The organism is Arthrobacter sp. TE12231 (genome assembly GCF_054062895.1).
This window is the reverse complement of the sequence record NZ_JBSSFS010000001.1, coordinates 3,531,581-3,556,809: the sequence shown is the minus strand read 5'-3', so window position 1 is coordinate 3,556,809 and position 25,229 is coordinate 3,531,581. Positions and strand designations below refer to the sequence as shown.

Here is a 25,229-nt window from a genome sequence, read left to right as displayed (position 1 = left end):
CGGATCTCCTTGGAGGATAGGAACGAAAGCGATGGTGTCGGTGGAGTGGCCGCGGCCATCAAATCAGGCTGGAGGCCATGGACTCAATCGCCAGCAGCGGAGCCACGTTGGTGGTGGTGATCCGTTTGCGGGCCTTGTTGATGGCGTCCATGCGGGCAAGGGTCATTTCGGCGGTGGAACGGGAAGCGAAGTCTTCGAGTTCGCTCCGGAGTTCAAGATTGACCAGTTCCACGGCGTTCCCCATCTGGATGATCAGGACATCCCGGTAAAAGGACAGCAGGTCCGTCAGCGTGCGGTCAAGGGAATCGGTGATCGAGCGCTTGGCGCGGCGTTTCTGGTCATCCTCGAGCTGCTTGACCTGGCCCCGCATGGCCGGCGGCAGCGTGCCGCTTTCGGGTGCCCCGAGGGTGGCCAGCAGTGCCGCCCTCTCGGCGGCGTCGCGCTCGTCATTGGAACTGGTGGCTTCCTCGGTGGCGATCTTGACCAGCTTCTCCGCCATCATGACCGCCGCCGTGACACCACGCAGGGACAGCGGAAAACGAACGGTCTCCAGGCGGCGCTCACGGGCCTCCGGGTCCCGGGCCAGGCGGCGGGCGATCCCCACGTGGCTCTGCGCCGCCCGGGCAGCGCGCTCGGCAACCGCCGGGTCCACGCCGTCGCGCTTGACCAGCAGGGCCGCGACGTCGGCGGCCGGCGGAAGCCGCAGCGCCACCGGACGGCAGCGGGAGCGGATGGTCACGAGGACATCGGCGGGGGAGGGGGCACAGAGCATCCAGACGGTGCGGGGTGTGGGTTCCTCAATGGCCTTGAGGAGGACGTTGGTGGTGCGCTCGGCCATCCGGTCCGCGTCCTCCACCACAATGATCCGCCACCGGGCCGACGACGGCCGGTTCCCTGCGGTGGACACGAGCTCGCGCGCCTCATCAATGGTGATGGTGACCTTTTCGGTGCGCACGAACGCGACATCGGAATGGGTTTCGCCGAGAATGGTCAGGCATGCCGGGCACTCGCCGCACCCGCGCTGGCTGACGTCCTCCTGGTCGCAGTTCAGGGCCGCAGCGAAGGCCTTGGCGGCGTTGGAGCGGCCGGAACCGGGCGGACCGGTGAATAGCCACGCATGCGTGAGGCCTTCGCCCTGGGCCGCCTGGCGCAGCTGGGCCACGACGGCGTCCTGGCCTTGGAGGTCGTCCCAGACGGTCATGCCGTGCTGCTTTGGGCGACGGCCAGCAGGGATTCGACGCGCTCAAAGATTCGTGCGGCGAGTTCGGTGACGGGCAGACGGGCCGGAAGCACCAGATACGCCTCGGGCCGGGCGGCGGCCAGGTCCAGGAAAGCTGCCCGGATCTTGGCGTGGAATTCGTCGGCTTCGGACTCGAGGCGGTCTTCGGCGGCATCGCCGGCGGTGCGCCGCTGCCGGCCGACGGCGGGGTCGACGTCGAGCAGTACCGTGAGGTCCGGCTGCAGGCCTGACGTCGCCCAAGCGTTGATGTCCCGCACCGCCTCCGTCCCGAGGCCGCGCCCGGCGCCTTGGTAGGCGACCGAGGAGTCAATGTACCGGTCCGTGAGGACGATCTCGCCGCGTTCCAGGGCCGGCCGGATAACCTGACTCGCATGGGCCGCCCGTGACGCCGCGAAAATCAGGGCCTCGGTATGGGCATCGATGTGGCCGTGCCCGTGATCCAGCACAAGGGAACGCAACTTCTCGCCGATCGGCGTGCCGCCCGGCTCCCGGGTCCGCAGCACCGTGAAGCCGCTCGATTCCAGGGCTTTGGCGAGTTCAGCCGCCTGGGTGGACTTGCCGGCGCCGTCTCCGCCTTCGAAGGCAATGAACAGTCCGGGCAACAGACCGGGCAACTGTTGAGGGGACGCTCCGGGGCTCTGGGTAGTCACGGTTCTAGACTACCGACAATCACCGACACCAGAGTCTGCGGCGTAACGGCTTGGGTGCCCTGAGGGGCTCACACGTACCCTGTCTCCATGAGTCTTTCTGAAGAACTGGCCGCAACGCTTTCGCCGGAATCCTTGGTCGTGGCAGCAGGGCGCCCGCCGCGCACCCGCGACGAACCGGTCAACCCGCCGCTGGTGCTGTCCTCCACGTACTTCGGCACCGGACCGCTGGGCGACGGCGACCGCGGCTACGGCCGCTATTCCAACCCCACGTGGGATCCCTTCGAAGAGGCGCTGGGCCAGTTGGAAGGCGCGGACCTGCCGGGCCTGCTCTACGCGTCGGGACTCGCCGCCGTCAGCTCGGCCCTGTCTCTGGTGCCCGCCCAAGGCGTGCTCGTGATGCCGTCGCATAGCTATGCGGGCTCGGTCACCATGGCCACCGAACTGGCGGCCAAAGGCTTCCTCGAATTGAGGACGGTGGACATCGCCGACACCGACGCCGTCCTGGCCGCGCTCGCCCCGGCCGGCGGGCGTGCCGCCAGCATGCTGTGGCTGGAGAGCCCCACCAACCCCATGCTCGGCATCGCCGACATGCGGGCCCTGACCGCCGCGGCACACGAGGCCGGCGCGATCGTCGTCACGGACAACACCTTTTCCACGCCGCTCGTGCAGCAGCCCCTCAGCCTGGGCTCCGACGTCGTGCTGCATTCGGTGACAAAGTACCTGTCCGGGCACTCCGACGTCGTGCTCGGCGCCCTCGTGACCTCCGACGCCGGTCTCCGCGCCGCGTTGCTGCACCACCGCACCATCCACGGCGGGATCGCCGGACCGTTTGAGGCATGGCTGGCCCTGCGCGGGCTCCGGACCTTGGCACTGCGGATCGAGCGATCGCAGGCCTCCGCGCAGATCCTGGCCGAGCGGCTGGCCGGTCATCCGCGGGTTGCCGGCATCCGTTTCCCCGGTCTGTCTTCGGACCCCGGCCACGAGCGTGCCAAGGCCCAGATGAAGGGATTCGGTTCCATCCTGTGTATCGAGGTGGCACCGGGACGTGGTCACGGGGGCAGCCTTAGCGGCGCGGAGGCGGCGGACCGCATGATCCGCGCCCTTCACCTTTGGCTTCCGGCCACGTCCCTGGGCGGGGTGGAGTCCCTGATCGAACGCCGGCGCCGGCACACGGCCGAGCCGGAGAGCGTGCCGGACAATCTGGTCCGGATGAGCGTGGGAATTGAAAACGTGGAAGACCTTTGGGCCGATTTGGAGCAGGCGTTGGGGACGCTGGACGGCTAGGCTGGGGGAGTGGACGGACGCTTACTCATTTTCTATGTCGAATCCGGGATCTACCTGGTCCTGGCGATCGTGGCCTTTGCCTTGGAGGCATGGGCGTTTTTCGACTGCCTCCGGCACAAGGCCAACGCGTTCGAGGCCGTATCGAAACGGACCAAGACCTTCTGGCTAGCCTTGACCGGCGGCGCCTTCGCCGTGGGCCTCTTCTCCCTGCTCGCGCAGCTGGGAAGCGGCGGCGGAGCCAGCTCGCTCGGCATTTTCGGGCTTGCCGCCGTGACAGCGGCGTCCGTCTATCTCGCTGACGTTCGCCCCGCGGTCAAGGACGCCGGCCGCGGCCGCAACATGGGACCCTACGGCCCCTGGTAGTCCCCGCCGGCCCCCTAAGCTCGCAAGCTCGCTGAGGGAACCCTGCCGCCGTGGGCCCACCCGCCGGCCCCCTAAGCTCGCAAGCTCGCTGAGGGAACCCTGCCGCCGTGGGCCCACCCGCCGGCACCAGGCTAATTCCCCGGCGCCACAGCGTCCCAGCCCACCGTGACTTCGCCCAGCCGCCACCGCGACGGGCCGTCTTGGACGGGCCAGCCGGCGTCGAGCAGCGCGCGGCACATCGCTGACCAGCGCTGGCGGTTGCCGAAGGACGCCAAGGGTGCCGCCTCCAGCCAGGCCTTATCCATCGCCTGAAGGTAGGCGTGGATCTTTTCGCGGGGCACGTTGCGGTGGATCAGGGCCTTCGGCAGCCGTTCGGCGACGTCGGAGGGCAGCGCGAAGGCGCCAAACCGCATGGACACGCTCAGGCTCAGCGGCCGCATGGCGTCGAGCGCCACCCAGGCGGCGCGCCGCCCGATTTCATCGCACGTGCCGTCGACGAACAGCCCGCCCGGGGCGAGGCGGTCCTGCACGAGCCGCCAGATGCCCGGCACGTCGGCTTCCTCGTACTGCCGAAGCACGTTGAAGGCCCGCACCAGCACAGGATCTCCGGCCACAGGCAGCTCAAAGCCGCCCAGCTGGAAACTCAGGCCGGGTCGTTCCAGTGCCTGGGCCTGCCGGACCCTTTCCGGTTCGATTTCGATTCCCACCACCCGCACGTCCGCGCGGATCGTGGAGAGTCGGTCAAAGAGTTCGACGGCGGTTGCCGGCGAGGCGCCATAGCCGAGGTCGACGGCGAGGGGATCGGCCGCGGCTCGCAGCCGCCAGGCCTGCGGGCCGGTCAGCCAGCGGTCCACGCGGCGCATCCGGTTGGGGTTCGTGGTTCCCCGGGTCACGTTGCCCACCGGCCTGCCGCCGCGGACACCGCTTTTCGCCCCGCCCTGGTTCCGGGGGGCCAGCACCCGTTCAGCCTTTTGCACCACAGCCCCAGCTTATCGTTCGGGCTTCCACCATCGTGGGGTCACCCCGCGTCGCGGTGAAACGCACGCGGTGTAACGCTCTGCGCCCCCTGCGGGGGCTCGGCTAGGATAAAAACCATGACCTACAAGCTGATTCTGCTGCGCCACGGCCACAGCGAATGGAACGCCAAGAACCTGTTCACCGGCTGGGTGGACGTTGACCTGAACGACCAGGGCCGCGCCGAGGCGGTGCGCGGCGGTGAGCTCCTCGTGGAGAACAACATCCTCCCCGACATCCTCTACACCTCAAGGCTGAAGCGGGCCATCAACACGGCGAACCTGGCCCTTGAGAAGGCCGACCGCGGCTGGATCGACGTCAAGCGCGACTGGCGCCTGAACGAGCGCCACTACGGCGCCCTGCAGGGCAAGGACAAGGCCCAGACTCTCGCCGAGTACGGCGAGGAGCAGTTCATGACCTGGCGCCGTTCCTACGACACCCCGCCGCCGCCCTTGGCTGACGACTCCGAGTTCTCCCAGGTCGGGGACCCGCGCTATAAGGACCTCGGCGACGCCGTCCCGCGCACTGAGTGCCTCAAGGACGTCCTGATCCGGCTGCTGCCGTACTGGGAATCGGACATCAAGGCCGACCTCAAGGCTGGCAAGACCGTCCTGGTCACGGCCCACGGCAACTCGCTCCGGGCCCTGGTGAAGCACCTTGACGGCATCAGCGACGAAGACATCGCCGGCCTGAACATCCCCACCGGCATACCGCTGGTCTACGAACTGGATGAAAACTTCAAGCCGCTGAACCCGGGCGGCACCTACCTTGACCCCGAGGCCGCCGCCGAGTCCATCAAGGCCGTCGCCAACCAGGGCAAGAAGTAAGTAGTTCCCGCCCTGCGCCGAGCGCAAACCTACGCACAAAGCGCAGCACGGAGCGACGCGCAAGAGCTTAAAGAACAAACGACGGCGTCCGGTCACCCCCAAGGTGACCGGACGCCGTCGTTGTATCTGCGTGTGTCTGCGGGAAAGCCGCCGTCAGATGTGTTCGATGGTGTTCGGCTGCCACGCACCGGTGACCAGGTAGGTCACCTTCTGGGCTACGGAGACGCCGTGGTCGGCGAAGCGCTCAAAGTAGCGGCTGGCCAGGGCAACGTCCACCGTGGTGGCCGGGGACTCCTGCCAGTCGCTGCGAGCGATCGCCTTGAAAACGCTCAGGTGAAGGTCGTTGACAACGCCGTTGGCCCTCATGATTTCCCGGGCAACGCCGAGGTCACGGGTTGCCAGCAGTTCGGTGAGCTTCTGGGCGATCAGCAGATCCTGTTCGGCGAAGCTCTTGAAGGTCTCCCTCAACTGCTCCGGGACTACGGTTGCGGGGTAGCGCAGTCGCGCCAGCTGGGCCAGGTGGCGGGCGAGATCGCCCATGCGTTCCAGCGAAGCGCTCATCCGGAGCGAACCGACGAGCATGCGCAGGTCGCTCGCCACCGGCCCCTGGAGGGCCAGGATGTCAATGGCGTGTTCGTCGAGACTGTTTTGCAGGAAATCGATCCGGGCATCGGCGGCAATCACGTCCTCCGCGAGGTCGATGTCGGCGCCTTGGAAAGCCGTCGTGGCCTTGTCGATGGCCTCCGTGACCAGCGTTGAGATCTCGACGAGCTGCTCCCTTACCTGGGCGAGCTCCTCCTGAAAAACCTTACGCACGTGTGCGTCCTTTCCTCGGAAATATTGCCGGCCATTGAAGTGGCGGGCCTATTTCGGTTCGCCTACCGGCGCTCCAACTGTCAACTCTTTCAGTGTCTGGTGAACTGTTACGCCCCAATAGGTGAACGTTAGCTGAACCGGCGCCGGAATCGCAGGAGATTTCGGTTTCGTCCGCTGGGCAGAGCATAAGCTGGAGCCGTGGATCCAATGCTCATCGGCGTGATCGCCGGCCTGATCGGCCTCTCGTTTGGCATGTTCGGCGTACTCGCATTCCGGGTCAGTGAGCAGCAGCGGCACATCGTCGACGTCGACGTCGAGGAACCCTCGCTGCCCGAGGGCGCCGCGGAGGTGCTCGCCGTCCTCGGCCGCGCGTTCGTGGTGGTCGATGCGATCGACGGCGTGGTCCGCGCCAGCCCTGCCGCCTATGCCTACGGCCTGGTCCGCGGGCACACCGTGGTGCATCAGCAGCTGCTGGAAATGACCGCCAAGGTGCGCCGTGACGGGGTCATCCTGGAAAAGCAGTTGGAGCTGCCACGCGGCCCGCTCGGCCAGGGCACGATCGTTGTGCAGGTCCGGGCCGCCGTGATCGCAGAGGAATATATCCTCCTGCTCGCCGATGACCGCACGGAGTTCACCCGCACCGAGGAAGTCCGCAACGACTTTGTCGCCAACGTCTCCCATGAGCTGAAAACGCCGGTCGGGGCGATCTCGCTCCTGGCGGAGGCCCTCGAATCGTCCGCTGACGACCCCGAAGCTGTCAAACGGTTTGCCAAGCGCATGCACAAGGAATCGACACGGCTCGCTGCCCTGGTCCAGGACATCATCGAGCTTTCCCGGCTGCAGGGCGCCAACGTCGCGCAGCAGGGCCGCCCCGTGGACATCAACACGGTGGTCAGCGAGGCCGTGGACCGCTCGCAGCTGCCCGCCGAGAGCAAGAACATCCAACTGGTGGTTGGCGGCCACGCCAATGCCATGGTCTACGGCGACCAGGACCTCCTCGTCACTGCGCTGCGGAACCTGATCGACAACGCCATCCGATACTCGCCGGAGAACACCAAGGTGGGCATCGGCATCCGCTCCAAGGACGGCCTCGTGGCTGTCTCGGTGACGGACCAAGGTGAGGGACTCAGCCCCGAGGACCAGGAGCGTGTCTTCGAACGCTTCTACCGGGTGGATGCCGCCCGCTCGCGGCAGACCGGAGGCACGGGGCTGGGCCTGAGCATCGTCAAGCACGTCATTTCCAACCACGGCGGTGAGGTCACCCTGTGGTCCCAGCTTGGCAAGGGTTCCACGTTCACTATTCGACTTCCCGAGATGGAAGGCCAGGACGACGCCGACGGCGCCGGGGCCGGCAAAGCCGCCGCCCACCCTTCCAGCCAGGACCCCAGACCGCAACGACGTGACGCCGCCGGCGTCCATGAGCAAGGAGCTAGCGCTTGAGCAGGATTCTTATTGTTGAGGACGAGGAGTCCTTCAGCGACCCCCTGTCCTATCTGTTGGGCAAAGAAGGGTTCGAGGTGGAGGTGGTGGACAACGGACTGGACGCCATCACGGAATTCGACCGCAACGGCGCCGACCTCGTCCTCCTGGACCTGCAGCTGCCTGGCCAGTCGGGCACCGAAGTCTGCCGCCAACTCCGGCAGCGCTCCAGCGTCCCGGTGATCATGCTGACGGCCAAGGACTCGGAAATCGACAAGGTGGTGGGCCTGGAGCTGGGCGCCGATGACTACGTCACCAAGCCCTACTCCTCGCGGGAGCTCGTGGCCCGCGTCCGCGCCGTCCTGCGGCGCCAGAGCGAGCCTGAGGAACTCGTCTCCAGTACGGTGCAGGCCGGTCCCGTCCGGATGGACATCGAACGGCACGTCGTGAGCGTCGGCGGCGAGCAGATCGCGCTGCCTCTCAAGGAGTTCGAGTTGCTGGAAATGTTGCTGCGGAACTCCGGCCGGGTCCTGACCCGCGGCCAGCTGATCGACAGGGTCTGGGGCTCCGACTATGTAGGGGACACCAAGACCCTCGACGTCCACGTCAAACGGCTGCGCAGCAAGATTGAGCCGGATGCTTCGGCGCCGCGATACCTGATCACCGTCCGCGGGCTGGGTTACAAGTTCGAGCCGTAGGGATGGGAGACGCCGCCCTGGACGAGTGGCCGGGGCGGCACGGAGTCCAGGGAATGTAAAAGACATGCAAAAAGGAGGGGCACCCGTGGGTGCCCCTCCCTTTTGCAATACTTTGGCAGTTCGTCCAGCCGCGAAGGCTGCCGGGCGGATCTAGTGGGCGGAGGCTAGTGGCCCGCGGTGCTGCTCGGCGTCGGCGTGGCCGTTTCGGTGGAAGTTGCCGTGCTGCTGGAAGTCGCCGTGCTGCTGGGGGTCGCCGTGCTGCTGGGGGTCGGCTCCGGCGTCGGCAGGTACGTCTTGTAGTCCACAATCGTGCCGTCCAGAACCGGAACCTTGAACTTGGCGTCCATGTTGGTGCCGCTCTCGGAGATCGTGACCTCGGTCATCGCGCCGGGCTTGGCGCCGGCGGGGGTCAGGAGCACCGCGGCGGTGGAGTCGTTGAGCATGGTGTGGGAGTTCTGCTTCACCGGGACCTCGGCCTGTGACCCTTCCGCGCCCTTGATGGTCAGCACCACGTCTTTGGAGGAGGTGTTGTACACGGCGCCGATCACGCGGCCCGGCTTGTCCTGGCCGTCGGCAACGATGATGAAGTTGCGCAGCTGCAGCGGGCCGAGATCAGTGCGGGTTCCGTCCGACGCCGAGTACTGCTCCGAGGTCTGCTGGGGGTTGATGTAGCTGCAGCCAGTCAGGGACAGCAGCCCGATGCCAAGTGCAGCCGTTGCCATTGCCAGCTTGCCGCGCTGGCCCCGGTTCATCGCAGTGAAACGCACGTCACGCACTCCTTGAGAGTCTTGAAACATTATTCAGCCATAGCCTAGCCGCAATCGGCCTCAAACAAGGATTCGGCGCCTACACATAAGAGCGCGGACGGGTGCGTCCGGGCAGCAGCGGCCCGTTCCACGGGAGTCCGAAACCTCTTGGCAGTTAGCGTCGAAGGCACTATTATCTGCATCCGTCAAGGGGTTTGAGGGGGTGGATTAGGGCCATTTTCCCCGGATTCATGCGGTTCCCGGCACCTTTAGATGCCAGTTGTATGCCTTAATCGTGATAAACTGGTCTGCGGGAAAGGGGAATGTCCACATGGTTTTTGAGGTCGGCGAGACAGTAGTTTACCCTCACCACGGTGCAGCCAAAATTGAAGAAATCAAGATGCGCACCGTCAAGGGCGAAGAGAAGATGTATCTCAAGCTCAAGGTGGCTCAGGGTGATCTGACCATTGAAGTTCCAGCAGAAAACGTTGACCTGGTTGGGGTTCGGGACGTAGTGGGCAAGGAAGGCTTGGAGCACGTATTTGACGTGCTGCGCGCCGAGTTCACTGAAGAGCCCACAAACTGGTCGCGTCGTTACAAGGCAAACCTGGAAAAGCTTGCTTCCGGTGACGTCATCAAGGTGGCAGAGGTCGTCCGCGACCTTTGGCGCCGCGATCACGACCGGGGACTCTCCGCGGGAGAGAAGCGCATGCTGGCCAAGGCCCGCCAGATCCTTATTTCGGAACTGGCACTGGCTGAAAAGACGGATGAAGAGAAGGCTGCAAGCGTTCTCGACGAGGTCTTGGCTTCCTAGCACAAGGCCGGCTCACCTAAGAGTCGGCGCAGATAAGAATCGAACCCCGGTGGCATCAGGCCGCCGGGGTTTCTTCTTGCCCGTTGTCGGCGGCCCCCTCGGTTGCGCTATCTGTTGTGGTCCGTCTCAGCGCTCAGAAGCGCCACAAGTGATAGGGCAACGGGGGGTGCTCGGGGGGCGCGGGGACGTAGTCTTGTGCGCATGGATACTGCACCGACGAACACGTCACCGGCCGGTCCCGTCACCGCGGTCATTGTTGTGGCTGCCGGCTCGGGCCAACGCCTGGGCTACGGCATGCCCAAGGCCAAGGTGCCGTTGGGCGGGGATAGCATCCTCACCCACGCCCTGCGGGGCGTGGCCGCCGCCGGGATCGCGCAGCAAATCTGCGTTGCCATCCCCCCAGGAGATGCCGAACTGCGTGCGTTGTGCGAGGCCTTCGCGCATGAGCTGGCGGCCGCACACCGCCGCAACGCGGCGACGGGTCACGCCCTCCAAGGTCCGGTCGTGACCGTCGTCGAGGGCGGTGCAAGCCGCGCCGAGTCAGTTCGCGCCGCGATGGCCGCGCTCCTGCCCGGTGTTGAATCAGTGCTGGTCCACGACGCCGCCCGGGCACTAACGCCGGAATCCGTCTTTCACCGGGTCGCCGCCGCGCTGGGCGCCGGCGCCGCAGCCGTTATTCCCGTGATGCCGGTGGTGGACACTGTCAAGACCGTCGAACCGACCACCGGCGCCGGCGCCGCGGTGGCCCCCGAGCTGGTCACCGGGACGGCGCCCCGGGAGTCGCTCCGGGCCGTCCAAACACCGCAGGGATTCGCCCTCGATACCCTCAAACGCGCCCACGAGGCCGCCGCCGTGTTCAACGCCGGACAGGCCGCCCTCGTCACGGACGACGCAATGCTCGTGGAACTCCTCGGCGTGCCTGTCCACGCCGTGCGCGGTGCCAGCCAGTCCCTCAAGATCACCACGCCCCTGGACCTGGTCCTTGCCGAGGGGCTCCTCGAAGGACCCCTCGGCGCACGCTGGGTAGAGGGATGAGCATGTCCACCAACCCGCCCGTCATCCCCCGGACCGGAATCGGAATCGACGTCCACGCCTTCGCCGCCGAGGACCAGCCGCAACCGCTGTGGCTTGGCGGACTCTTCTGGGAAGGGGAACGCGGGCTGTCCGGGCATTCCGACGGCGACCCCGTGGCGCACGCTGCTGCCGACGCGCTCTTCTCCGCCTGCGGGGTGGGCGATCTCGGCACGCATTTCGGGACGGACCGGCCCGAGTATGCCGGAGCGTCCGGTGTGACCCTGCTGGCCGAGGCCGCCCGGATTGTCCGGGCCCACGGGTTCGAGATCGGCAATATCGCCGTGCAGTTTGTGGCCAACCGGCCGAAATTCGGCCCGCGGCGGGAGGAATCCCAGCGAGTCCTCAGCGACGCAGCCGGCGCGCCGGTCAGCGTCACGGCCACCACGAGCGACGGACTCGGGTTCACCGGCCGCGGGGAGGGGATCTCGGCGGTGGCCACGGCGCTCGTCTATCCGGCCGGCTGATGACCGGAGGTTGAACACTGCTGGCCTCCGTCACCTACGCTTGAGGGGGGAAGACCCCGCCGTGACATCCCGTCCCGAACTGCCAGGAGACCTGCCGTGAAGAAGCTGCTGACCGCCGTCGTACTTGTGGCCGGGACCATGCTGAGCGGCTGCGCCGTCTCGACGACGGCGCCCCAGACCCCCAGCGCCACCCCGAAGATGAGCGTCGAGGACAGCTGCAAGTTCCTCAACACCGATACCTTCGTGCCCTCCGGGACCGCCAAGGAGCAGGCCGCGCAGATCGGGCAGCACTACCAGGAGGTCGCGGACAAGGTGGCGCCGGAGGTGGGCGCCCCCATCCAGCAGATGGCCGACATCATGAAACAGGTTGCCGCGAGCCCCACGGGGGCCAAGACGGACGCACAAACGGCCCAGCTCACCGAGCAGATCAACAAGATCGGGCAGTACTGCAAGTAGGGCTGCCGGACCGACGGTCCCGGACTGGCCGCAAGGCAGTAGGCGCGGCGGCAGACACGCCGGTGAGCCCGCGGACCGCCATCGGCTAATCTGGAGCGGTGACCCTGCGCTTTTACGACACAGCATCCGCCGAAGTCCGCGACTTCGTCCCCCTGGTACCTGGCCAGGTGAGCCTGTACTACTGCGGAGCAACCGTGCAGGGCATGCCACATGTGGGCCACATCCGTTCCGCGATCGCATTCGACCAGCTGACCCGCTGGCTGCAGTACCGGGGTTTCCGCGTGACGGTGGTCCGCAACGTCACGGACATCGACGACAAGATCCTTGCCAAGTCCGCTTCCTCCTTCGGCCCCGACTTTGAGGACGAACCCGGAGCGGTCCGTAACGAGGAATGGTGGGCGCTGGCCTACCGCTACGAGCAGGAATTCCTCAAGGCCTACGACACCTTAGGCGTCTCCCGCCCCACCTATGAGCCCCGCGCCACCGGCCACATCCCGGAAATGCACGCCCTCATCCAGCAGCTGATCGACCGCGGCCACGCCTATCCGGCCCTGGACGGCTCCGGCGACGTCTACTTCGACGTGCGCTCGTGGTCCGCCTACGGTTCCCTGACGCGCCAGAAAATCGACGACATGCAGGGTGCCCCGGACGCGGACCCGCGCGGCAAGAAGGATCCCCGCGACTTCGCGCTGTGGAAGGGCCACAAGGAAGGGGAGCCGACGACGGCGAGCTGGTCCTCCCCGTGGGGCGCCGGCCGCCCGGGCTGGCACCTCGAATGCTCGGCGATGGTCACCAAATACCTCGGCACCGAGTTCGACATCCACGGCGGCGGGCTGGACCTGCGCTTCCCGCACCACGAAAACGAGATGGCCCAGTCCCAGGCGGCAGGCCACGGCTTCGCCAACTTCTGGATGCACAACGGGATGGTCACCTACGCCGGCGAAAAAATGTCCAAGTCCATCGGCAACACCGTCAGCCCGGCGGAAATGCTCGAACTCGCCCCGGCCCGCGTCGTCCGCTACTACCTGGGGCAGGCGCAGTACCGCTCGGTCCTGGACTACCAGCCGACGTCCCTGCAGGAAGCGGCCGCCGCCGTCGAACGGATCGACGGTTTCCTCAACCGGGCCGGCCGGGTCCTGCCTGACGCCTCGGCCACGGTTTCGGCCAGGTCCGCCCCGCCCGAAGACTTGCCCGCCGCGTCCGTGCCGGAGGCGTTCGCGGCCGCCATGGACGATGACCTTAATGTCCCGCAGGCCCTGGCCGCGCTGCACGACGCCGTCCGGTCCGGGAATACGGCCCTCACCGCGGGCGACCTCGATGCGGCCGGGCAGGCACTCAGCAGCGTCACCGCCATGCTGGATGTCCTGGGCCTGAATGCCACGGCAGGGCCCGCCGCGGACGCGCACGCCACCACGGCTCTTGGCGTCCTTGTCGAGGCACAGCTGGAAGCGCGGGCCAAGGCCCGGGCCTCTAAAGACTGGGCTGCTTCCGACGCCATCCGGGACACCCTCGCCGCCGCCGGAGTAGTCGTCGAGGACGGCCCGGACGGGGCCAGCTGGAGCCTGAAGCGTGGCTGAATAACTGCTGCTGCGCCGTCTGACATCCAAGTCTGGCCTTGCCTCGGGCCATCCCTGATCGAGGATTTTACTCGGGTCAGTAGACTGGAGGTCAGACTTATCAACAAAGTACGTAACAAGCAGGGGTGGAACTCATGGCCAACAACGGTCGCCGGTCGGTCAAAATGAAGAAGGGCCCTACCGTCGGAACCGGCGGTCACGGGCGCAAGGCACTTGAGGGCAAGGGCCCCACGCCGAAGGCGGAGGACCGCCCCTACCACAAGGCGTTTAAGAACAAGCAGCTCGCGGAACGCTCCGAGGCCAAGCGTGCCAGCGGAAGCCGCACCACGAGCACCGCAGCCCGGACCGGCCGCTCAGGTCCGAAGGGCCGCGCCACTGAAGAGGTCGTCACCGGCCGCAACTCGGTGGTCGAAGCGCTGCGTGCTGGCATCCCGGCCAAGGCCCTGCACGTCGCCGTCCGCATTGAAATGGACGACCGCGTCAAGGAATCCCTGAAGCTCGCCGCCGAACGCGGCATCCCGCTGATGGAAACCGGCAAGCCCGAGCTCGACCGCATGACCGATGACGCCATCCACCAGGGCCTCGTGCTGCAGATTCCGCCGTACGAATACCAGGACGCCTACGAACTCGCGGAAGAGACTCTCGAGGCCTGGAAGAAGGGCCACGTGGCCAACGCCCCGCTCTTCGTGGCACTGGACGGCATCACCGATCCCCGCAACCTCGGTGCGATCATCCGCTCCGTCTCGGCTTTCAGCGGCCACGGCGTCATCGTCCCGGAGCGCCGCTCCGTGGGCGTTACCGCCTCGGCCTGGAAGACAAGCGCCGGCGCGGCTGTCCGTGTACCGGTGGCACGCGCTGCCAACCTGAACAACACGCTCAAGGCGTTCAAGAACATGGGTATCTATGTGCTGGGGCTCGACGGCGACGGCGACGTCTCGCTGCCCGATCTCGCCCTGGCCACAGAGCCGGTGTGCCTCGTCGTGGGTTCCGAGGGCAAGGGCCTCAGCCGCCTGGTCCGCGAAAACTGCGACCAGATCGTCTCCATCCCGATCGACTCCGCCATGGAATCCCTGAACGCCTCCATGGCAGTGGGCATCTCCCTCTACGAGATCTCCCGCCAGCGCGCCGCTAAGTAGTCCAAGCTTCGGCGGGATTGGGTCCCGCCGGAACTGCAGTCGTGGTCGGGTTCCGCCGGAACCGTAGTTTTGCCGTCGCTTAGCGGTCAGCCCCTTCCCAAACTTCGCAAGCTCAGTTCGGGTCCCTAGGAGCTTCTCTTCCTCTCGTCGACGCTTTCGGCCGCGGGCGGCCTTCATCGTCTCTGGTCGGCGATGCGCTCCTTAGCAAAACTCCGGTTCCGTCTCTGACGCTTCCTCGCCTTTCGCGGTAAACGGCAAAACGCTCTCACCATTAGTTCATAGTGGGGGAGCGTTTCCGTTTAACGTGCCAAACGTGCGGGAGCGTCTCTTTCAAAGGCAACCCAGCGGGCGGTGCCCCGGCATACAGCGGGCGCCGGGGTCCTGCTAAGGAGCGCATCGCCGACCAGAGCTGGATGAGGCCGGCCAGCGGCCGAAGTAAGCGGCGGGAGGTGTCTAAGCGACGGCAGGGCGCCGGTGACCGCGGGACCTAACCACCGCCAACTTGGCCGATGTTGACCTAGAACTTATGGCGGTTGGCTAGGACCGGGAGGTTGGTTCGGGCTTCCTTGACAGTGGCGGTGTCGAGCTCGGCGAATAGTAGGCCGGGGGCGCCGTCGAGCTCTTCCAGGATGTCGCCCATGGGGGAGACCACTACGGAGTGCCCGACGCCGGTGGGGGCGGAGCCCTTGACCGGGTGGCCCACGCTGGCGGGGTCGCCCTGGCCGCAGGCGAGGACCAGAGTGGTGGAGTCCAGGGCGCGGGCGCGGGCCAGGAGCTTCCACTGCTCGGCCTTGCCGGGGCCCGAGCCCCAGGATGCGCACACAATGTTCACGTCGGCGCCGCGGTCCGCGTTTTCCGTGAAAAGGTCCGGGAAGCGGATGTCGTAGCACGTGGCGAGGCCGAACGTCACGCCGTCGAGCTCAAAGGTGACGGGGTCGGCGCCGGCGTCGACCGTGTCCGACTCCGCGAAGCCGAAGGCGTCGAAGAGGTGGATTTTATCGTAGCTGGCCTCGAGGCCGCGGCCGGTGACGAGCAGGGTGTTGCGCACCTTCGCGCCGTTGCCGGCGGTGCCGGGGGTGAACATCCCCGCGACGATGACGATGTCGAGTTCCGCGGCGAGGGCGCGCAGGCGTGATGCCCACGGACCGTCCAGCGGCTCGGCGATATCCAGAAGTGAATTTCCGAAAGCCCGCATGGCGGCTTCCGGGAACACTACCAGGTCCGCGCCGCCGGCTTTTGCCTGACGTGCATAGTCCTCTATGAGGGCCAGATTCGCGGCCAGATCGCGTCCGGTGATGATTTGGGCTAATGCTGCGCGCACAATTACCTCCAACTCGGCGCTTCATTCCAGTATGCAGTGCGGCGCTTCCGTACACTGCAAAACGTCATGAAAACGAAAATGAGGGCCATTTGTTCGGCCCGGCTAAGCTTTAAGCAATGGTTATGCCCTTTATAGACACAGCTTCCACCGTAGACGCTTCGCGAGCGTTTCCGCTGGGAATCAGCGTTCCGCACACCGGGTCGCCGGCAGTGGACGATCCCCGCGGCGCGTTCGCCAACGTGGCTGTCTACGCGCCCGGCGTGACCACCCTCGAGATCGCGTATCAGCCGCCCGGGGGAACCTGGCAGGTCAAGACCCTGCCCAACATCACCGATGGTGTCCACCACGGCATTGTGGAGGGCATCCCCGCAGGGTCGCGCTACGGCTTCCGGGCCTCTCCGGAACACGAGGCCCTCCCGCTGTCCATGCCTGCCACGGATTTTGACGCCGCCGGCGAGCAGCCGCTGCTGATGGACCCGTACGGCCGGGCCGTCGACGAACGCGAAGAGCTGATCACCAGCGTCCGGGTCGGCAGCGACTTTGACTGGGGGCTGGACCGCAGCCCGCGCGTGCCGTGGCGCAACACGATCGTCTACGAGGCCCACGTCAGGGGCCAGACAAAGCTCCACCCGGATATTCCCGAGGAACTGCAGGGGACCTACGCCGGCATGGCCCACCCGGCCATGATCGAGCATCTGATCTCGCTGGGCGTCACAGCGATCCAGCTCCTGCCCGTCCACTTCCACGTCGACGAGCCGCACCTGCAGCAGCTCGGGCTGACGAATTACTGGGGCTACAACACGGCCGCCTTCTTCGCCCCGCACCCCGGCTACGCCACCGCGGCGGCCCAGGCTGCCGGCGCGCACGCGGTCCAGGACGAGTTCAAGGGCATGGTCAAGCTGTTGCACGCCGCCGGGCTGGAGGTCATCCTCGACGTCGTCTACAACCACACCGCCGAGGGCGGCACGGACGGTCCCACCTTAAGCTTCCGCGGCCTGGGCGAGATGCAGTATTACCGCAACGACGGCCACGGCAGGTATGTGGACACCACGGGCTGCGGCAACAGCCTGAACTTCGGCGAGCCCCGCGTGGTGCAGCTGGTACTGGATTCCCTGCGCTACTGGGTGAACGAATTCCACATCGACGGATTCCGCTTCGACCTCGCCGTCACGCTGTGCCGCAACAGTGCCAACGAATTCGATCCCCGGCACCCCTTCCTTGTCGCGGTGGGCGCCGATCCTGTCCTGTCCGGGATCAAGTTGATTTCCGAGCCTTGGGACGTGGGCTACGGCGGCTGGCAGACGGGCCGCTTTCCGGCCGGCTGGGTGGACTGGAACGATCACTTCCGCGACGCCGTCCGCAGCTTCTGGCTCGCCGACCGCGCTGCGATCGACGCCGGCGGTAACGGCGGCCCCGTGGCCCGCCTCGCGGATGCCCTCTCCGGTTCCGCCGGGCTGTTCGAGTCTTCGGGCCGGTCCCGGCTCGCCTCGCTGAACTTCATCACCGCCCACGACGGCTTCACCTTGGCCGATCTGACGGCCTACGACCGCAAGCACAACGAGGCCAACGGGGAGCAGAACCGCGACGGCCACGGGGACAACCGCAGCTACAACCACGGCTTCGAAGGCCCCACCGAAGACCTCGACATCCTGGCCCGCCGGGCCCAAAGCAGGCGGAACCTCATGGCCTGCCTCATGATCTCCCAAGGCGTACCCATGATTGCCGCCGGCGACGAGATCTGCCGGACCCAGCAGGGCAACAACAACGCCTACTGCCAGGACAACGCGCTCACCTGGATTGACTGGACCAACACCGCGGAATCCCATGCGATGCTGCGCACCACCAAGCGCGTCATCAGGCTGCGCAAGGAGTTCCTGGCCGGCCAGCCGCATGACTACCCCACGCGCGACACCCAGTCCTACTTCCACTGGTTCGATGTGGACGGCAACCCGATGTCGGCCGACACGTGGAATGACCCGGCCCACCGCGTCATTCAGCTCCTGCTCGGTTCCGACGACGGGCACGTGGACGGCCTGGTGGTGGTCAACGGCGGTGCCGACGACGTCAAGGTCACCCTGCCGCGGCTCAGCAATGAGGACGGTACCGGGCACCGGCGCTTCGAGCTTCGCGTCACCACCTCCGAGCTCCATGACCGGCGTCAGGGCGCCCGCGTTGCCTCCGGTGAACGGGATGTCGTCCAGGCCAACACGATCAATATTTACCGCACCTGATCATCCGCAATCTAAGGACCCCATGAAGATTTACTCGGCAGACACCTGGACCATTGAAGAACTCACAGAGCAAATCGACGACGCCGGCCGCCGCACCCTAGTGATCCCCGCCGCCGACACCAAGCAGGCGGTCCTGGAGACCTTCAGTAAAGTCCTGGACTTCCCCGAGGACGACGGCGTGGACCTGGACGCCCTGCACGACTCGCTGCACGACGTCGCCGATGCCGTGACGGACGACGGCGAGGCCCCTGTCACCTTCATCTGGCAGGTCCCGGCCGCGCTCCGCGCGGACCGCTCCTTCGGCGTCATCTGCGAAACCCTGCAGGACGCCGAGAGCTACGCCGGTACGAGCCTGGCCGTCATCGCCGTCTGCCTCTAGGCCCGGGTTCCGGGCCGCCAGCCCCCGGCGGGCCGGCGTTGAGAACGCCGGCCCGCCAGGGCAAGCTGGGCACGCTACGCGTTGACGATCAGGCCGAGCTCGGCCTTGGACGCCAGTGCCTCATGCTTGGGCAGCACGCGCACGGTGTAACCGAAGGACCCGGAACGGTCGATCACCAGCGTGCCGCTGAAGAGGTGCCGGCCGCGGCCGAGGTCTTCGGCGGCCTTGAGCTCCGCGACCGTGATGTCCGCCAGTTCGTCGGATTCTTCGGCCCGGCCGTAGGCCACCTCAACGTAGACATCGTCCGGTGAGAGCTCGCTGAGGGAGACATAGGCGTTGACCTGGAGGAGATCGCCGATCTGCGGGTCCTCGGAGACCCCCACGGAGTCGACGTGTTCCACCTGTATGTGGGGCCACGCCGCCCGGATCCGTGAGGTCCACCCCGCCAGGGCCTTGGCCTGGGCGTAGTTCTCCGCCACGGCGTGGCGTCCCGCGACCGCGGCCGGGCGGTACAGCACGTTGACGTAGTCCTTGAGCATCCGCTCCGCGGAGACCGCGGGGCCAAGGTGGGACATCGTGTGCTTGATCATGGACACCCAATGGGTGGGCACCTTCTGCGGGCCGGACTCCGAGGGCCCGGCAGCGCCGGCCCCGTCCGAGACGGTCAGCCCGTAGAACCGCGGCGCCACCTGGGTTTCAAGCAGTTCGTAGAGTGCCGCTGCCTCGATGTCGTCACGTTCTTCCGGCGACGCGTCATTGTTGGCGGTCGGGATCGCCCAGCCGTTCTCGCCGTCGTACATCTCGTCCCACCAGCCGTCCATGACCGAGAGGTTCAGCGAACCGTTCAGGGCCGCCTTCATGCCGGAGGTTCCGCAGGCTTCCAGCGGGCGCAGCGGGTTGTTCAGCCACACGTCGCAGCCCGGGAACAGGGTCCGCGCCATGGCGATGTCGTAGTTGGGCAGGAACGCGATCCGGTGTCGCACGGCTGGGTCGTCGGTGAACCGGACCAGGTCCTGGATCATCTTCTTGCCCGCGTCATCGGCCGGGTGCGACTTCCCGGCGATCACCAGCTGGATGGGATGAGTCTTGTGCAGCAGGAGAGCCTTGAGTCGTTCGGGATCCCGCAGCATGAGGGTCAGCCGCTTGTATGTGGGCACGCGGCGGGCAAAGCCGATGGTCAGGATGTCCGGATCCAGGACGGAGTCCGTCCATGCCAGCTCGGCGTCGGCCGCGCCGCGCTTCTTCCAGGCGGCCCGGAGTCGGCGCCGGACGTCCTCGACCAGGGACACCCTCATTTCGCGCCGCAACGCCCACAGGTCCTCGTCGGTGACGTTGTAGGCCAGGTCCCAGGGGCCCTGCGCCTCAGCATCGGCGCCGAACTTTTCCCGCGCCAGCGCCGAGATGCGGGAGTCCACCCAGGTGGGGACGTGCACGCCGTTGGTGACGGAGGTGATGGGGACTTCGGAGTGGTCAAAGCCCGGCCAGAGGGCAGAGAACATTCCGCGGGAGACCACGCCGTGCAGTTTGGCCACGCCGTTGGCCCGTTGGGCAAGCCGCAGGCCCATGACCGCCATGTTGAACACGAACGGGTTGCCGTCAGTGAAGTCCTCGCGGCCCAGATCCAGGATCTTTGCCACCGGGACGTCCGGTGCGAGACCGGCTTCGAAGAAGTGTTGGATCTGGGAGATTTCGAAGCGGTCGATCCCGGCCGGGACTGGCGTGTGGGTGGTGAACACGGTGGACGCCCGACCGGCGGCCAGGGCCTCGTCCCAGCTCAGCGGGGCCGGGCCGGACATCAACTCCTGGATCCGCTCGACGCCCAGGAACCCGGCGTGCCCTTCGTTGGTGTGGAAGACCTCCGGGGCCGGGACCCCGGTGAGGCGCTGGAACTCGCGCAGTGCCTTAACCCCGCCCATGCCCAGCAGGAGCTCCTGCTGCAGCCGGTGGTCACCGCCGCCGCCGTACAGGCGGTCGGTGATGCCGCGGGCGGCTTCGTCATTGCCCGGAACATTGGAGTCCAGCAGCAGCAGCGGAACACGCCCGACGTCGGCCCGCCACACATGCGCCAGCAGGCGCCGGTCGTTGGGGAGGGGAAGGGAGATCTGCACGGGTTTGCCGTTGCCGTCCGGCGACGCCTCGCGCAGGAGCGTCAGGGGCAGCCCGTCCGGGTCCAGGACCGGGTACGTTTCCTGCTGCCACGCGTCACGGGACAGGGACTGCTTGAAGTATCCGGCCTGATACAGGAGCCCGACGCCGATCAGCGGCACGCCGAGGTCCGACGCCGCCTTCAGGTGGTCTCCGGCCAGGATGCCCAGACCGCCCGAGTACTGGGGGAGGACCTCGGTGATGCCGAACTCGGGCGAGAAATAGGCGATGCAGGACGGGGCGCCGTCGCCAAGGCTCTGGTACCAGCGCGGCTGCTCCAGGTACCGGTCGAGGTCGTCGGCGGCGGCATGGACACGCCGCACCACGTCCTGGTCCGCCGCGAGGCGCTGCAGCTCTTCCCGGCTGACCAAGCCCAGGAACGTCACGGGGTCATGGGCGCTCTCCGCCCAGATCCCGGGGTTGAGCCCCTCAAAAAGCTCCCGGGTGGGCCGATGCCAGGACCACCGAAGATTGGTGGCGAGACGGGCCAACGGCCGGATGGACTCCGGAAGAACGGTTCGGACAGTAAATCTGCGGATTGCCTTCACCAGCGAAACACTAACGGACAACTCGGTGCCCCGGAACCGCTTTAAGATTCTTTCCGGTAAATGACGGATATCGGTCCGACTCGAACCGGAAACCTCTCACAAAACGTTCGAGGCCTTAGCATTCTGGCCGTTTTGTAGATAACGTCGAGCCTGTGACGAATAACTCGCGAACCAGTGCCCTGTCCAAGCAAAAGCCCAAGGCCCTGATCACGGATGGCCTTCGATTTGGCCGATTTCCGATCACCGCCGTGCAGCCGTCGGTAGAAGACGGAAAGTTCCCGGCCAAAGCTGTTGCGGGCGAATCCATTGTGGTGGGTGCCACCGCGTTCCGGGAGGGACACGACCAGCTCGGCGTCAGCGCCGTCCTGCTCGACCCCCGCGGCAAAGAGCGCCAGCGGGTCCGCCTCGCACCGCCGCGCGGACCGCGCGGCATGGGCACCGACCGTTGGGAAGGCCTCCTGACCCCGCCCGCCACCGGCAAGTGGTCCTTCGTCATCGAGGCATGGCATGACCGCTACGGCACCTGGCACCACAACGCCGAGGTGAAGGTGGAGGCCGGCATCGACGTCGAGCTCATGCTGGCCGAAGGCGCGGCCCTGCTGGCGGAAGCCTCCGAGGACGCCTCGCGGCCCTCTGCCGACCGCCGGACGCTACGGATGGCCGTCGTCGTGCTCTCGGACACCGCCCGGACGCCGGAGGAGCGCCTCGCCGCCGGCTTCAGCGACGAGATCGCCGCCGTCGTCGAACGCCAGCCCATCCGCGAACTCGTGACGGTCTCCGAACCGTACCCGCTGCTGGTGGAGCGTGCGCTCGCCGGCAGCGGCTCCTGGTACGAATTCTTTCCGCGCTCCGAAGGTGCCGTGCGCAACCACGACACCGGAGAGTGGACCTCCGGCACCTTCCGCACCGCCGCGAAACGCCTGGACGCCGTCGCCGCCATGGGCTTCGACATCATCTACATGCCGCCGATCCACCCGATCGGTGTCCAGCACCGCAAGGGGCCGAACAACACCCTGATTGCCGGACCGCACGATCCCGGCTCCCCGTGGGCCATTGGGTCCAAGGACGGCGGCCACGACGCGATCCACCCGGACTTGGGCACCTTCGAAGACTTCGACGCCTTCGTGGCCCGGGCCGAGGAACTGGGGCTCGAAGTCGCCCTGGACCTGGCCCTGCAGGCCGCGCCGGACCACCCGTGGGTGCAAAGCCACCCGGAATGGTTCACCACCCGGGTGGACGGCAGCATCGCCTACGCGGAAAACCCGCCCAAGAAATACCAGGACATCTTCCCGCTGAATTTCGACAACGACCCCGCGGGGCTGTCCAACGAAATTCTGCGGATCGTGCTGCTGTGGGTCAGCCACGGCGTCAAGGTCTTCCGGGTGGACAATCCGCACACCAAACCCGTGTGGTTCTGGGAATGGCTGATTGGGAAGGTCAATAAGAAGCATCCCGACGTCGTTTTCCTGGCCGAGGCGTTCACCCGCCCGGCCATGATGCACGCCCTCGGCCGGGCCGGCTTCCAGCAGTCCTACACCTACTTCACCTGGCGGAACACCAAGGAAGAACTGGAGGAGTACTTCCAGGAGGTCAGCCACGAGTCACCGGCCTACTTCCGGCCGAATTTCTTCGTCAACACCCCGGACATCCTCACCGAGTACCTGCAGTTCGGCGGACCGTCGGCGTTCAAGATCCGCGCCGCGCTGGCCGCAACGGCCAGCCCGATCTGGGGTGTGTACGCCGGCTTTGAGCTCTACGAACACGTGGCGCGTCCCGGAGCCGAGGAATACATCGACAACGAGAAATTCGAGTACAAGTCACGCGACTGGGATGCGGCGGCCGAAACCGGGCGTAGCCTGGCGCCGTACCTGACCCGGCTCAACGAGATCCGCCGCGCGCACCCGGCCCTCGGGGACCTGCAGAACCTGACGCTGCACCAGAGCACGGACACGTCCACCGTGGTGTACTCCAAGCACAAGACCCTCCCCGACGGGACCAAGGACACCTTGATCATCGTCGTCAACGTGGACCCGCACGGCACCCGGGAGAGCACCGTGTCCCTGGATCTGCCGGCGCTGGAACTGGACCCGGAGAACTTCACGCACAACGGCCGTTTCATGGTCGATGACTTGCTGACCGGCGAGAGCTGGGAATGGGGGGAGTACAACTACGTCCGTCTGGACCCGCACGTCGAGCCCGCCCACATTCTTAGCATCCGGAGGTAGTGCCAGTGAGTTTTAGCCCGCAGAACCCCAGCCAGCACTTCAGCCCGAGGGGAAGCTTTGAACTGAACGCTCCAGGCCTTCAGCACGACCCCCTCTGGTACCGCAAAGCGGTGTTCTACGAGGTCCTGGTCCGGGGCTTCGCCGACGGAAACGGGGACGGCTCGGGCGACTTTCACGGACTGATCGAGAAACTGGACTATCTGCAGTGGCTGGGCGTGGACTGCCTATGGCTCCCGCCGTTCTTCCAGTCACCGCTGCGCGACGGCGGCTACGACATCTCGGACTACAACTCCGTCCTGGACGAGTTCGGGACCATCAGTGACTTCAAGCGGCTCGTGGCGGAGGCCCATGCCCGCGGCGTCCGGGTGATCATCGACCTTCCGCTGAACCACACCTCGGACCAGCACCCGTGGTTCCAGGAGTCGCGCAAGGATCCGGAGGGGCCCTTCGGGGACTTCTACGTCTGGAGCGACACGGACGAGAAGTATGAAGACGCCCGCATCATCTTCGTGGACACCGAGGAATCCAACTGGACCTTCGACCCCATCCGGCGGCAGTTCTTCTGGCACCGGTTCTTCAGCCACCAGCCCGACCTCAACTTCGAGAACCCCAAGGTCATTGACGCGCTCTTCGACGTCGTCCGGTTCTGGCTGGACCAGGGCATCGACGGCTTCCGCGCGGACGCCATCCCGTACCTGTTCGAGGAGGAGGGCACCAACTGCGAGAACCTGCCGCAGACCCACGAATTCCTCCGCAAGTTGCGCAAGATGGTCGATGAAAGCTACCCGGGCCGCGTGATCATTGCCGAGGCCAACCAGCCGCCCGCCGAAGTGGTGGAGTACTTCGGCACCGAAGAGGAACCGGAATGCCACATGGCGTTCCACTTCCCGATCATGCCGCGGCTGTACTATGCGCTGCGGGACCAGAAGGCGTCACCCATCATCGAGACGATGAAGGACACCCCGGACATTCCCGAAGGCGCCCAGTGGGGCACGTTCCTGCGCAACCACGACGAACTGACGCTGGAAATGGTCACGTCCGATGAACGCGCCGCGATGCTGGGCTGGTACGCGCCGGATCCGCGCATGCGCGCCAACATCGGCATCCGGCGCCGGCTGGCCCCGCTGCTGGATAACTCCCGCTCCGAAATCGAGCTCATCAACGCCCTGCTGCTGTCCCTGCCGGGCAGCCCGTTCCTGTACTACGGGGACGAGATCGGCATGGGGGACAACATCTGGCTTGAGGACCGCGACGCCGTCCGCACCCCGATGCAGTGGAACCCGGACCGCAACGCCGGGTTCTCCAACGCGGACCCCGGAAAGCTCTACCTCCCCGTGATCCAGTCGCTGGTCTATAACTACAGCATGGCCAACGTGGAGGCCGAGGCCGCACATTCGGGGTCGCTGCTGCGCTGGACCCGCCAAATCCTGAGCGTCCGCAAGAACCACCCCGCCTTCGGCCTGGGCGGATTCAAGCATGTGGAAGCCGACCACGACGTCGTCCTCGCCTACCTGCGCGAGCTCCCGGAAGGCAACGCCGCCGGTGAGGACGCCGAGACCATCCTGTGCGCCTTCAACCTCTCGCAGCACCCCGTGGCAACCACCCTGCGCGTGCCGAAATTCGCCGGCCGGGGACTCCGGGACGTGTTCGGCGGCCAGGCGTTCCCGGCCATCGGCGATGACGGAACCCTGACGTTGACCCTGGGCAGCCACGATTTCTTCTGGCTGCGGATCCGCTCCGCAGCTTCCAACCCGGCATCCCCGTTCACTCAGGCGATGCCTATCCTGTCCATCGAAGGCTGA

22 protein-coding genes are annotated in these 25,229 nt (G+C 66.5%); 15 read left to right on the top strand and 7 right to left on the bottom strand.

The window, feature by feature from the left end; all coding sequences use genetic code 11:
* Nucleotides 1–58: 58 nt before the first annotated feature.
* Both ACVWYS_RS15890 and tmk read right to left on the bottom strand, forming a co-directional pair.
* Nucleotides 59–1,201, bottom strand: coding sequence for a DNA polymerase III subunit delta' (locus ACVWYS_RS15890; protein WP_456510040.1), 1,143 nt, complete (start codon nt 1,199–1,201; stop codon nt 59–61).
* On the bottom strand, nt 1,198–1,854 hold the full coding sequence (gene tmk, locus ACVWYS_RS15885; RefSeq protein ID WP_344363132.1) for a dTMP kinase: 657 nt from the start codon (nt 1,852–1,854) through the stop codon (nt 1,198–1,200). The genes ACVWYS_RS15890 and tmk overlap by 4 nt, the downstream gene beginning before the upstream one ends.
* A gap of 123 nt (nt 1,855–1,977) precedes the next feature.
* On the opposite strand from tmk, the gene ACVWYS_RS15880 reads away from it, so the two are divergent.
* Together ACVWYS_RS15880 and ACVWYS_RS15875 are read left to right on the top strand one after the other, a co-directional pair.
* Nucleotides 1,978–3,174, top strand: coding sequence for a trans-sulfuration enzyme family protein (locus ACVWYS_RS15880; protein ID WP_456510039.1), 1,197 nt, complete (start codon nt 1,978–1,980; stop codon nt 3,172–3,174).
* A gap of 9 nt (nt 3,175–3,183) precedes the next feature.
* Nucleotides 3,184–3,537, top strand: a complete 354-nt coding sequence (locus tag ACVWYS_RS15875) for a DUF2516 family protein (protein ID WP_091255337.1) — start codon at nt 3,184–3,186, stop codon at nt 3,535–3,537.
* 131 nt (nt 3,538–3,668) lie between these two features.
* Here the strand turns inward: ACVWYS_RS15875 and ACVWYS_RS15870 are convergent, their stop codons facing one another.
* Nucleotides 3,669–4,517 carry a class I SAM-dependent methyltransferase gene (locus tag ACVWYS_RS15870; RefSeq protein ID WP_456510038.1) on the bottom strand — a complete coding sequence of 283 codons (849 nt, stop codon included), beginning with the start codon at nt 4,515–4,517 and terminating at the stop codon, nt 3,669–3,671.
* 114 nt (nt 4,518–4,631) lie between these two features.
* Here ACVWYS_RS15870 and ACVWYS_RS15865 point away from each other — a divergent pair, with 114 nt between their 5' ends.
* Nucleotides 4,632–5,378: a phosphoglyceromutase gene (locus ACVWYS_RS15865; RefSeq protein ID WP_344363071.1), complete on the top strand. Its 747-nt coding sequence runs from the start codon at nt 4,632–4,634 to the stop codon at nt 5,376–5,378.
* A 153-nt stretch (nt 5,379–5,531) separates the two neighbouring features.
* Here the strand turns inward: ACVWYS_RS15865 and phoU are convergent, their stop codons facing one another.
* A complete protein-coding gene (gene phoU, locus ACVWYS_RS15860) occupies nt 5,532–6,194 on the bottom strand; it encodes a phosphate signaling complex protein PhoU (RefSeq protein ID WP_456507485.1) in 663 nt (220 codons plus the stop codon).
* Between the two features lie 207 nt (nt 6,195–6,401).
* On the opposite strand from phoU, the gene ACVWYS_RS15855 reads away from it, so the two are divergent.
* Nucleotides 6,402–7,634, top strand: coding sequence for a sensor histidine kinase (locus tag ACVWYS_RS15855; RefSeq protein ID WP_344363135.1), 1,233 nt, complete (start codon nt 6,402–6,404; stop codon nt 7,632–7,634).
* Nucleotides 7,631–8,311, top strand: coding sequence for a response regulator transcription factor (locus ACVWYS_RS15850; protein ID WP_091255327.1), 681 nt, complete (start codon nt 7,631–7,633; stop codon nt 8,309–8,311). The genes ACVWYS_RS15855 and ACVWYS_RS15850 overlap by 4 nt, the downstream gene beginning before the upstream one ends.
* A 164-nt stretch (nt 8,312–8,475) precedes the next feature.
* On the opposite strand, the gene ACVWYS_RS15845 is transcribed toward ACVWYS_RS15850, so the two are convergent.
* Nucleotides 8,476–9,063: a hypothetical protein gene (locus ACVWYS_RS15845; protein ID WP_456510298.1), complete on the bottom strand. Its 588-nt coding sequence runs from the start codon at nt 9,061–9,063 to the stop codon at nt 8,476–8,478.
* Between the two features lie 325 nt (nt 9,064–9,388).
* Between ACVWYS_RS15845 and ACVWYS_RS15840 the strand changes: the two genes are divergently transcribed.
* From ACVWYS_RS15840 to rlmB, 6 genes are all read left to right on the top strand, one after another.
* A complete protein-coding gene (locus ACVWYS_RS15840) occupies nt 9,389–9,871 on the top strand; it encodes a CarD family transcriptional regulator (RefSeq protein WP_026266570.1) in 483 nt (160 codons plus the stop codon).
* A gap of 201 nt (nt 9,872–10,072) precedes the next feature.
* Complete coding sequence (ispD, locus tag ACVWYS_RS15835; RefSeq protein WP_456510037.1) at nt 10,073–10,906, top strand: 2-C-methyl-D-erythritol 4-phosphate cytidylyltransferase; 834 nt, start codon at nt 10,073–10,075, stop codon at nt 10,904–10,906.
* Nucleotides 10,903–11,409 carry a 2-C-methyl-D-erythritol 2,4-cyclodiphosphate synthase gene (gene ispF / locus ACVWYS_RS15830; RefSeq protein ID WP_344363076.1) on the top strand — a complete coding sequence of 169 codons (507 nt, stop codon included), beginning with the start codon at nt 10,903–10,905 and terminating at the stop codon, nt 11,407–11,409. Before ispD ends, ispF begins: the two co-directional genes overlap by 4 nt.
* Nucleotides 11,410–11,505: 96 nt before the next feature.
* On the top strand, nt 11,506–11,865 hold the full coding sequence (locus ACVWYS_RS15825) for a hypothetical protein (protein WP_344363079.1): 360 nt from the start codon (nt 11,506–11,508) through the stop codon (nt 11,863–11,865).
* A gap of 98 nt (nt 11,866–11,963) precedes the next feature.
* Nucleotides 11,964–13,442, top strand: a complete 1,479-nt coding sequence (gene cysS / locus ACVWYS_RS15820; protein ID WP_456510036.1) for a cysteine--tRNA ligase — start codon at nt 11,964–11,966, stop codon at nt 13,440–13,442.
* Between the two features lie 134 nt (nt 13,443–13,576).
* Nucleotides 13,577–14,578, top strand: coding sequence for a 23S rRNA (guanosine(2251)-2'-O)-methyltransferase RlmB (gene rlmB, locus ACVWYS_RS15815; RefSeq protein WP_344363084.1), 1,002 nt, complete (start codon nt 13,577–13,579; stop codon nt 14,576–14,578).
* Nucleotides 14,579–15,095: 517 nt separating this feature from the next.
* Here rlmB and ACVWYS_RS15810 read toward each other — a convergent pair.
* Nucleotides 15,096–15,899 carry a carbon-nitrogen hydrolase family protein gene (locus ACVWYS_RS15810; RefSeq protein WP_456510035.1) on the bottom strand — a complete coding sequence of 268 codons (804 nt, stop codon included), beginning with the start codon at nt 15,897–15,899 and terminating at the stop codon, nt 15,096–15,098.
* A 116-nt stretch (nt 15,900–16,015) separates the two neighbouring features.
* Between ACVWYS_RS15810 and glgX the strand changes: the two genes are divergently transcribed.
* Together glgX and ACVWYS_RS15800 are read left to right on the top strand one after the other, a co-directional pair.
* A complete protein-coding gene (gene glgX / locus ACVWYS_RS15805; RefSeq protein ID WP_116768622.1) occupies nt 16,016–18,130 on the top strand; it encodes a glycogen debranching protein GlgX in 2,115 nt (704 codons plus the stop codon).
* 22 nt (nt 18,131–18,152) lie between these two features.
* On the top strand, nt 18,153–18,509 hold the full coding sequence (locus ACVWYS_RS15800) for a barstar family protein (protein ID WP_116768623.1): 357 nt from the start codon (nt 18,153–18,155) through the stop codon (nt 18,507–18,509).
* 74 nt (nt 18,510–18,583) lie between these two features.
* Here ACVWYS_RS15800 and glgP read toward each other — a convergent pair whose 3' ends face one another.
* Nucleotides 18,584–21,202: an alpha-glucan family phosphorylase gene (gene glgP, locus ACVWYS_RS15795; protein ID WP_456510034.1), complete on the bottom strand. Its 2,619-nt coding sequence runs from the start codon at nt 21,200–21,202 to the stop codon at nt 18,584–18,586.
* A gap of 152 nt (nt 21,203–21,354) precedes the next feature.
* Between glgP and ACVWYS_RS15790 the strand changes: the two genes are divergently transcribed.
* Both ACVWYS_RS15790 and treS read left to right on the top strand, forming a co-directional pair.
* Complete coding sequence (locus tag ACVWYS_RS15790; RefSeq protein WP_456510033.1) at nt 21,355–23,427, top strand: alpha-1,4-glucan--maltose-1-phosphate maltosyltransferase; 2,073 nt, start codon at nt 21,355–21,357, stop codon at nt 23,425–23,427.
* Nucleotides 23,428–23,432: 5 nt separating this feature from the next.
* Nucleotides 23,433–25,229 carry a maltose alpha-D-glucosyltransferase gene (gene treS / locus ACVWYS_RS15785; protein ID WP_456510032.1) on the top strand — a complete coding sequence of 599 codons (1,797 nt, stop codon included), beginning with the start codon at nt 23,433–23,435 and terminating at the stop codon, nt 25,227–25,229.